The organism is Actinoplanes sp. NPDC051633, assembly GCF_040681735.1.
GTDB lineage: Bacteria > Actinomycetota > Actinomycetes > Mycobacteriales > Micromonosporaceae > Actinoplanes.
The window spans coordinates 1-6,798 of record NZ_JBFAZH010000349.1; the positions used below are offsets into that span (position 1 = coordinate 1).

Annotated in this window: 4 protein-coding genes and 2 pseudogenes; all 6 read left to right on the forward strand. The window is 72.2% G+C overall.

What is annotated here, in order from left to right; translation table 11 throughout:
• Window positions 1–186: alpha/beta hydrolase (locus tag AB0M20_RS20085; RefSeq protein ID WP_364300182.1), on the forward strand; the 186-nt coding region annotated here is incomplete at its 5' end.
• Window positions 187–189: 3 nt separating this feature from the next.
• Complete coding sequence (locus tag AB0M20_RS20090) at window positions 190–2,703, forward strand: SpoIIE family protein phosphatase (RefSeq protein WP_364300184.1); 2,514 nt, start codon at window positions 190–192, stop codon at window positions 2,701–2,703.
• The gene (locus AB0M20_RS20095) at window positions 2,700–3,044 is read left to right on the forward strand and encodes an STAS domain-containing protein (RefSeq protein ID WP_364300186.1); all 345 of its coding nucleotides are present in this window, start codon (window positions 2,700–2,702) and stop codon (window positions 3,042–3,044) included. The genes AB0M20_RS20090 and AB0M20_RS20095 overlap by 4 nt, the downstream gene beginning before the upstream one ends.
• 65 nt (window positions 3,045–3,109) lie before the next feature.
• The gene (locus AB0M20_RS20100; RefSeq protein ID WP_364300188.1) at window positions 3,110–5,053 is read left to right on the forward strand and encodes a TIGR03960 family B12-binding radical SAM protein; all 1,944 of its coding nucleotides are present in this window, start codon (window positions 3,110–3,112) and stop codon (window positions 5,051–5,053) included.
• Between the two features lie 56 nt (window positions 5,054–5,109).
• Window positions 5,110–5,823, forward strand: a pseudogene (locus AB0M20_RS20105) (TIGR03936 family radical SAM-associated protein).
• Window positions 5,824–6,220: 397 nt separating this feature from the next.
• Window positions 6,221–6,798: pseudogene (locus tag AB0M20_RS20110) on the forward strand (ribonuclease E/G); the annotation flags it as partial.

Here is a 6,798-nt window from a genome sequence, read left to right on the forward strand (position 1 = left end):
CCGCGCCTGCGCACCCCGGCGCTGATTCTGCAAACCTCCGACGACGTCATCGCGCCGGCTTCGGTGGGGGAATACGTGCATCAGAACCTGGCAGACAGCAAACTGGTGAACATGAATGCCACCGGCCACTGCCCGAACCTGAGCGCGCCCGAGGAAACGGTCGCGGCGATCAAGGCTTACCTGTAGGTCATGAGTGAGTGGGACGTGACCCAGGACCTCCGCGTGCCGTGGGAGGAGGATCCCGGCGAGCTGTACGAGCACGCCCCCTGCGGCTACCTGTCCACCCTGCCGGACGGCACGATCGTCAAGGTGAACGGGACGTTCCTGGCCTGGACCGGGTACGACCGGGCCGAGCTGATCGGCCGCCGCCGCTTCCGTGATCTGCTCAGCTCGGGCGGGCAGATCTACCACGAGACGCATTACGCGCCGCTGCTGCGCATGCAGGACGACGTGCACGAGGTCGCCTTCGACCTGATCCGGGCGGACGGCGAGCGACTGCCCGCGCTGATCAACTCGGTGCTCAGCCGCGACCCGGCCGGGAACCCGCGGCTGATCCGCACCACGGTCTTCAACGCGACCGAGCGGCGCGGTTACGAGCGGGAGCTGCTCCACGCGCGCCGCACGGCCGAGGCCTCCGAGCGCCGGATCAAGGTGCTGCAGGAGATCGTGGCCGAGCTGTCCGCGGCGGCGACCGAGCTCGAGGTGGCCGTCGCGGTGGTCCGGGCGCCGCAGCTCGCCTTCGAGGCCACCAGCAGCAGCATCTGGGTGATCGACGAGAACCGGGAGCGGCTGGTCGCGGTCCCGCAGTCCGCAGCCGCGCCACCGTCGCCGACCGCACCGGACCCGGCCGACCCGGCGACCGGCCGCGACGACATCCCGCTGACGTCCGGCCGCGCGGTCGCCGAGGTGTTCCGCCGCGGCGAGCTGCAGGTGATCGGCTCGCCGGAGGAGGCCGGCAAGGAGTTCGGCGAGCTGGCCGAGACCATGCGCCAGGCCGGGCACAGCGCGATCGTGCTGCTGCCGCTGACCGCCGGGCTCGCCGGCGACGACGGGCGCGGCATGCTCGTCTTCGGCTTCGCCGAGCCGCGTGAGCTGTCCGACAGCGAGCTTCGGGTGGTCCGGGTGCTCGGGCAGCAGGCCGGGCAGGCGCTCGACCGTGGCCGCCTCTACGACCAGGCGCGCCGGGACGAGGAGCGGGCGACCTTCCTGGCCGAGACCACCCGGGTGCTGGACGAGACGCCCCGCCTGACCGCCCGCACCAAGGCGCTGGTCGAGCGGCTGGTGCCCGAGATCGCCGACTGGGCCACGGTCCGGCTGCAGGTGGGCCCGAACGGCCTACTGGCCAACGCGGGCGGGCCCGCGCCGGAGCCGCAGCGGCTGGCCCGGCGGATCTCCGAGGTGACGTTGTCCGCCGAGCCGCAGTGGCCGGATCCGGCCGGGCCCGACCAGGGCTGCGCGGTGCTGCCGCTGACCGCGCGGGGGCGGGTGCTGGGCACGCTGGCGCTGCGGCTTCCCGTGGCCCGGCGTACGGCCACCGAGATCGCGTTCCTCACCGACCTGGCCGACCGGGCCGGGCTGGCGCTCGAGAACGCCCGCCTCTACGAGCAGGAACGCGCCATCGCCCGGACCCTGCAGCGCAACCTGCTGGCCGGGCACATGCCGCGCGACTCCCGGTTCGTGGTGGAGACCCACTATCACGCGGCGGCGCAGGACCTCGAGGTCGGCGGCGACTGGTTCGACGCCTTCATGATCACGCCGGACAAGCTGGCCATCGCGGTCGGCGACGTGGTCGGCCGGGGGATCGAGGCGGCCACCACGATGGGCCAGCTGCGCAGCGCGATCCGGGCGCTGGCCTCGGCCGAGGCCGGCCCGGCCAAGGTGCTGCGCAAGCTCGACCGGTTCGTCGAGCGGGTCGAGACGGCGCGGATGGCGACGGTCGCGTACGCCGAGGTCGACCTGCATGCCGGAACGATGACCTACGCCTGCGCCGGTCACCTGCCGCCGCTGCTGCACGAGCCGGCCAGCCCGGCCCGCTATCTGCTCGGCGCCCGCAGCGCACCGCTCGGCTCCCGGGCCGGCCGCCGCGATCGGCACGAGGAGACGGTGCGGCTGCCCGCCGGCAGCCGCGTGCTGCTCTACACCGACGGGCTGGTCGAGCGCCGCGACCGGACGATCGACCGCGGCCTCGACCTGATGGCCCGCGAGTGGGCCCGCCGGCGCGAGCTGCCGATGCCGGGACTGACCGCCGGCTTCGCCGACCTGATGGTGGGCCGCGAGCACAGCGACGACGTGTGCCTGCTGTGCTTCATGATCGGCGCCGAGGACAAGCTGGAACGAACCATCGGCGCCGATCCGGTGCAGATCGCGCTGCTGCGGGCCGACCTGCGCGGCTGGCTCGAGTCGCGCGAGGTCGACCGGGAGTGCGCCCAGGCGGTGCTGCTGGCCTGCTCCGAAGCGGTGGCGAACGCGATCGAGCACGGCTACCGCGACGATCCGTTCGGAAAGGTCGAGGTGGTGGCCTCGGTCTCCGACACGACGGTCGAGGTGCGCGTCGCCGACAAGGGCGAGTGGCGGGTGGCGCAGGGCGACGTGGCCCGGGGACGCGGGCTTCAACTCATCCGGCAGGTGATGGATCATGTGTCCTTCGACCGCAGCGCCGGCACGGTGGTGACCATGCGGCGCAGCCGGAAGGGGGCATCGTGACCAGTGACCTGGTGCGGTACGCGCGGCGCGGGACCGCGTCGATCGTCACGCTGTCGGGCGAGATCGACCTGGCCAACGCGCCCACGATCGGGCGCGAGATCGTCGACGTGGTGCCCGGCGACGGCGCGGTGCTGATCGACCTGACGGGCGTGTCGTTCCTGGACAGTGCCGGCGTGCGGCTGCTGGACGCGCTGGTCGGCGACCTGGACGACCACGGCCGGGTGGTCCGCTTCGTGGTGGGCGAGACCGGCGCGGCCCGGATGACGCTGCAGCTCTGCGCGTTTCGCGACGATCTTCTGGCCACCGACCTGGACAAGGCCGCGGAGGAGCTGAACGACTGAGCCGGAGCGGCCGGCACCCGCCCACCGCCGTGGACTGGACCGAAGGACGCGTAACCTAGATGCCCATGAGCGTCACTTCCGTCTTTCCGCAGCTCGAGCAGCTGCTGCCCCGGGTCAGCAAGCCGATCCAATACGTGGGTGGCGAGCTCGGCGCCGTCGTCAAGGAGTGGGACGCCACCACGGTCCGGTGGGCGCTCATGTATCCGGACGCGTACGAGGTCGGGCTGCCCAACCAGGGCGTGCAGATCCTGTACGAGGTGCTCAACGAGCAGCCTGACGTGCTGGCCGAGCGGACGTACGCGGTGTGGCCCGACCTCGAGGCGCTGATGAAGGAACACGGCGTCCCGCAGTTCACCGTCGATGCGCACCGGCCGGTCCGGGCCTTCGACGTGCTCGGTGTGTCGTTCGCCACTGAGCTCGGCTACACCAACCTGCTCTCCGCGCTCGACCTGGCCGGGATCCCGATGAACGCCGCCGACCGCGGCGACGACATGCCGATCGTGCTGGCCGGCGGGCACGCCAGCTTCAACCCGGAGCCGATCGCCGACTTCATCGACGCCGCCGTGCTGGGCGACGGCGAGGAGGCGGTCCTGGAGATCACCGCGATCATCCGGGCGTGGAAGGCCGAGGGCTGCCCGGGCGGGCGTGACGAGCTGCTGCTGCGCCTCGCGCGTACCGAGAGCATCTATGTCCCTCGCTTCTACGACGTCGACTATCTGCCGGACGGGCGCATCCAGCGCGTGGTGCCCAACCGGCCGGACGTGCCGTTCCGCGTGCACAAGCGCACGACGATGGACCTGGACGCGTGGCCGTACCCGAAGAAGCCGCTGGTCCCGCTGGCCGAGACGGTGCACGAGCGGTATGCGGTGGAGATCTTCCGCGGCTGCACCCGGGGCTGCCGGTTCTGCCAGGCCGGCATGATCACCCGCCCGGTGCGCGAGCGCTCGATCACCACGGTGGGCCAGATGGTGCAGGAGGGCCTCGAGTTCTCCGGCTTCAACGAGGTCGGCCTGCTCTCGCTCTCCAGCGCCGACCACTCCGAGATCGGCGACATGTGCTCGGGCCTGGCCGAGCAGTACGCCGACACCAACGTCTCGCTGTCGCTGCCCTCGACGCGGGTGGACGCCTTCAACATCGACCTGGCCCAGGAACTGTCCCGCAACGGGCGGCGCACCGGCCTCACCTTCGCGCCCGAGGGCGGCTCGGAGCGGATCCGCAAGGTCATCAACAAGATGGTGACCGAGGAGGACCTGATCCGGACCGTGGTGACGGCGTACTCGAACGGCTGGCGGCAGGTGAAGCTCTACTTCATGTGCGGCCTGCCCACCGAGACCGACGAGGACGTGCTGCAGATCGGCCGGATGGCGCACGAGGTGATCAAGGCCGGCCGGGCCGCCGCGGGCACCAAGGACATCCGCTGCACGGTGTCCATCGGCGGGTTCGTGCCCAAGCCGCACACCCCCTTCCAGTGGGCCCCGATGGAGCGCCCCGAGGTGATCGACGCCCGCCTCAGGATGCTGAAGCAGGAGATCAACTCCGATCGGTCGCTGGGCCGCGCGATCGGCTACCGCTACCACGACGGCGAGCCGTCGCTGATCGAGGGCCTGCTGTCCCGGGGCGATCGGCGCGTCGGCGCAGTGATTCGGCGTGTCTGGGACAAGGGCGGACGATTCGACGGCTGGTCGGAGCACTTCTCGTACGCCCGGTGGGTCGAGGCGTGCGCCGAGGTGCTGCCCGGCTTCGGCGTCGACCTGGACTGGTTCACCACCCGCGAGCGCGACCAGCTCGAGGTGCTGCCCTGGGACCACTTGGACTCCGGCCTCGACAAGGACTGGCTGTGGCAGGACTGGCAGGACTCCAAGAGCGAGTACGAGCAGGACGACTGCCGCTGGACCCCGTGCTTCGACTGCGGCGTCTGCCCGTCCATGGACACCGAGATCCAGATCGGCCCCACCGGTAAGAAGCTGCTCCCGCTTACGCCGGTGAACAATCTGCGGGTGCCTGTCTAGTGGCGCCGAAGAATCAGCCGGTCGGCGGGCAGGCCCCGATCGTCCAGCGCATCCGGATCCGGTATGCCAAGCGGGGTCCGTTGCGCTTCACGTCGCACCGGGACTTCGCGCGGGCCTTCGAGCGCGCGTTGCGGCGGGCGGCCGTACCCATCGCCTTCTCCCAGGGCTTCCACCCGCATCCCAAGATCTCCTACGCCAGCGCGGCGCCGACCGGCGTCGCCAGCGAGGCGGAGTAACTGGAGATCGGCCTGCAGGCCCCGGTCGACCCGGCCGAGCTCTGCACGGCGCTGGACGCCGCCCTCTCGCCGGGCCTGGACGTGCTGGACGCGGTGGTGGCCCGCGAGGGCACCAGCCTGGCGGAGCGGATCGACGCGTCCAGCTGGCGGCTGGAGCTGCCCGGCGTCACCCCCGAGGAGGCCGCGGCCGCGGTCGAGGCCTTCCTGGCCGCCGAGGAAGTGCTGGTCGAGCGCATGACCAAGCAGGGACGCCGATCCTTCGACGCGCGGGCGGCGGTGGCTTCCTGCACCGTAAACGTCGCACCTTCCGGGGCGGTCCCCGCACCGTGTGCGATACTCGACCTTGTCGTACGGCAGGTAACGCCGGCCGTCCGACCCGATGACGTCCTGTCCGGCCTACGCGTGGTGGCCGGCCTGGAGCCGCCGGCGCCGTCCCGAGCGACGCGGCTGGCCCAGGGCTCACTCACCGCGCAAGGTGAGTTCGTCGATCCGTTGGACGCGGATCGACAGGACGCACCCATCGGAGGGCGCTAGCCGATTCGGCTGGCGTCCGTTCGGCAGACTTCGGCGACTCGCGCGAGCGGGCCCGAAAAACTTGCGGCGACCCTGCGTGGCAGCGCTCACACGCGCCCGGGGCGCCAGAACTGGAGAGCGCCCCATGCTCGAGAACGAGCTACCGGGTGGGGAAGCGGACGGGGCTACGACCCCTTCCGCCGAATCCGCCGAAAGCACTGCAAGCACGACACCTGTGCGCCGGACCCGCCGCAAGGCGACCCCGCCGCCGGCCGATGAGCCGGGTGCCGCGATAGAGGCGGCGGCGACTCCGCCTCCGGTCAAGAGGACCCGGAAGAAGGCGGCCGCGCCGGCCCCGGCCGCCCCTGAACCGGAAGCATCGCAACCGGCGGAAACGGCGGACGAGGCTCCCGCTCCCGTGAAGCGGACGCGCCGTAAGAAGGCCGCCGCGCCCCCCGCTGAGCAGCCTGTCGAGCCGCCCGTCGACCAGCTCGCTGAGCCCGTGATCGGGGTGCTGCCGATCATCGAGGAGCCCGCCGAGGAGCTCCGCGAGGAGACGCCGGCTCCGCGTACCCGGCCCACCGCGATCCCGGCCGCCGTGCTGTTCATGCCGCCTGAGCCCGAGCCCGTCGTGCCGCCCCCGACGCGCAGCCGCCGCAAGAAGGCGGCCGAGCCCGTCGCCGAGCCCGAGCCGGTCGCCGAGGTCGCCCCGGTCGAGGAGCCGGCCGCCGAGGAGCCGCCGCGCAAGACCAGCCGGCGCCGGCGCCGCGGCGCCGAGGAGCCCGTCGCCGAGACCCCGGTGGTCGAGGAGGAGATCGACGAGGTCGACGAGAGCGCCGACGACGTCGCGGACACCACCGACGAGGAGTCGGAGGACGACGACGAGGCCGGTGCCCGCCGCCGGCGCCGCCGTGGCCGTCGTGGCCGTGGCCGCGGCAAGGGTCCCGCCGACGAGGGCGACGAGGCCGAGGGCGAGGACGCCGGCGCCGAGTCGGC